At 79.2% G+C, this 457-nt stretch carries 1 protein-coding gene; it reads right to left on the bottom strand.

What is annotated here, in order from left to right; translation table 11 throughout:
- Window positions 1-457 (bottom strand): tRNA lysidine(34) synthetase (locus SACPADRAFT_RS28900; protein ID WP_040924627.1); only part of this gene is annotated, 457 nt, incomplete at both ends.

Raw genomic sequence — 457 nt, 5'->3', positions numbered from 1 at the left:
GGGCGCGGGCGGCGAGCCCGGCCGCCTGGTCGTCCAGCGCGTCACAGTCCTCCCGCAGCTGGGCGGCGGTGCGGGCCAGCGCGGCGGACACCCCGCCGGAGAGCACGTCCTCCAGCAGCGGCAGCACCTCCTCCCGCAGCCGGACGCGGGTGAACCGGGAGTCGACGTTGTGCGGGTCCTGCCACGGGTGGACGTCCAGCTCGGCGCAGGCCTGCCGGGTGAGCGACCGCGGCAGGTCGAGCAGCGGTCGCGCCCACGGCGGGTCGAGGGAACGCATGCCCGCCACCGAGCGGGGCCCCGAGCCCCGGCCCAGCCCGAGCAGGACCGTCTCGGCCTGGTCGTCCCGGGTGTGCCCGAGCAGCACCAGCGAGGGCTCCTCCGGCAGCGACCGCCGCAACGCGGCGTAGCGCACCCGGCGGGCCGCCGCCTCCGGACCGCCCGGCCCGCGCACCGCGAC

Origin of the sequence: Saccharomonospora iraqiensis subsp. paurometabolica YIM 90007 (assembly GCF_000231035.2) — a bacterium.
Classification (GTDB): Bacteria; Actinomycetota; Actinomycetes; order Mycobacteriales; family Pseudonocardiaceae; genus Saccharomonospora; species Saccharomonospora paurometabolica.
The sequence above is the reverse complement of the archived record's forward strand: the minus strand, read 5'-3'. Positions and strand labels throughout refer to the sequence as shown.